Source organism: Streptomyces sp. NPDC059524 (assembly GCF_042749255.1).
Classification (GTDB): domain Bacteria; phylum Actinomycetota; class Actinomycetes; order Streptomycetales; family Streptomycetaceae; genus Streptomyces; species Streptomyces xanthii.
The window spans coordinates 9,728-11,487 of sequence record NZ_JBHYTK010000210.1 but is presented as its reverse complement, the minus strand read 5'-3'; the positions used below and the strand labels follow the sequence as shown (position 1 = coordinate 11,487).

Sequence of the window (1,760 nt, the reverse complement as noted above, 5' to 3'; positions counted from 1 at the left end):
CTCCATCGGGGAAATGCGGCGCGAAGCGCCATGCATTTCAGGGGCGCGGGGAACTGCGCGACCAGCCCCCACCGGCCCGCACCCGCCGACGAACCCCGTCAGCCCCGCAACGGCAGCGCCTGCCCCGCCACCACAAGGAGAACGTGCTCGCACTCACCCGCGAACGCCGCGTTCAACCGCCCGAGTTCGTCCCGGTACCGCCGCCCCGACGCCGTCGCCGGCACGATCCCGGACCCGACCTCGTTGGACACGGCCACCACGATCCGCCGAGCAGCCCGCACCGCCGCCACCAGCTCGGCCACCCGCGAGCGCAGCGCCTTCTCCCCGCCGTCCGCCCACTCCGCGTCGTCCCACGCCCCGACCTCGTCCATCGCGTAGGTGAGCCACAGCGACAGACAGTCGATCAGCAGCGGCGCGTCGTCGTCCGGATCGGTGAGCAGCGGCACCAGATCGCAGGTCTCCGAGGTGCGCCACGAGCCGGGCCGCCGCTCCCGGTGCAGGGCGACCCGCTGCGCCCACTCCGTGTCCCCGCCCCGCGTCCCGCCCGTCGCCACGTACAGCACGTCGGGGAACGCCTCGAGGCGCCGCTCCGCCTCCACCGACTTCCCGGACCGCGCCCCGCCGAGCACCAGCGTCCGGCGCGGCACGTCCGGCACCTCCTCGTACGCGCCGACGACCAGCGTCGTCCCGTCCGGCACGGCCCGCGCCCCGGCCGCCGCGAGCCGCCGCGCGAGCTCCGCGCCCGGTGGCACGTCGTGGTCGAGATGGACGGCGAGCACGTCCGTCGTGGGGCCGATCGCCCCGGCCGAGCGCAGCCGCGCCAGCGCGTCGGGCCGCCCGACCACATCGGCGATCACCATCTCGTACGGGGTGCGCACCGCCTCCAGGCCCGAGGGCGCGGCCCCCGGCGGCAGGTACAGCAGCCGCTCGCCCTCCGGCCCCGCCACCTCGTACCCGGTGCCCGGTGCGTCCAGGGCCAGGGCCCGTACGCGATGTCCGGTGAGCAGCGCCAGCTCACGACCGTCCGGCACCCGGCCCGGGGCCGGAAGGCCGGCCGGCACCTCGACGGCGGGCCCGTCGTGCGGATGGGAGAGCAGCACCTGCCGCACCCCGCCGAGGCTGTGCCCCGCGCGGGCCGCGGCGAACGCGGCGCCCGGCGTCAGGTCGAGCAGCAGCGTGCCGTCGATCAGCAGCGCCGTAGCGGCCCGCGCGTCCGGGCCGAGCGCGGCCGCGCAGGCGGCACAGGGACAGTCGGGGCGGGGCAGCCCCTCGGGGGTGCCGGTGCCGAGCAGAGTGAGTTCCACACCAAGATCCTCCCGCGCCCCCGTGACGTACGCGCGCCCGGCTAGTCTTCCAGGGACATCGCCCGGCGCACAGAGCGAGCGATGGTGACAGAACGCATCGGACATCCGGTACCGGGAGGCTGACACATGGCGGCATGGACGTGGCGGTTCGAGAAGGCCGACGGGACCGAGGTGGCTCCGGCGGTGGAGCCCGAGGAGTTCACGACGCAGGGGGACGCCGAGTCCTGGATCGGTGAGTACTGGAAGGAGCTCGCCGAGGGCGGCGCCGACCAGGTCCGTCTTTTCGAGGACACGACCGAGATCTACGGCCCGATGAGCCTGCACGCGGAGGACGCGGCCGCGCCTCAGGAGTAGCCGTCGCCCCGAGCGGGTGGCGGGGGGGGGGGGGGGGGCGGGGGGGGGGGCGCGGGCCCCCCGCCCCCCCCCGCCCCCGCCGCGGGGGGCGGGCGGGCAACT

At 76.4% G+C, this 1,760-nt stretch carries 2 protein-coding genes; one reads left to right on the top strand and one right to left on the bottom strand.

What is annotated here, in order from left to right:
* Positions 1-98 precede the first annotated feature (98 nt).
* Entirely contained in the window at positions 99-1,304 is a 1,206-nt protein-coding gene (locus ACFW9D_RS35385) for a bifunctional adenosylcobinamide kinase/adenosylcobinamide-phosphate guanylyltransferase (protein ID WP_384629078.1), read from the bottom strand.
* A gap of 126 nt (positions 1,305-1,430) precedes the next feature.
* Here ACFW9D_RS35385 and ACFW9D_RS35380 point away from each other — a divergent pair, with 126 nt between their 5' ends.
* A complete protein-coding gene (locus tag ACFW9D_RS35380) occupies positions 1,431-1,658 on the top strand; it encodes a hypothetical protein (protein WP_188339339.1) in 228 nt (75 codons plus the stop codon).
* Positions 1,659-1,760: the final 102 nt, after the last annotated feature.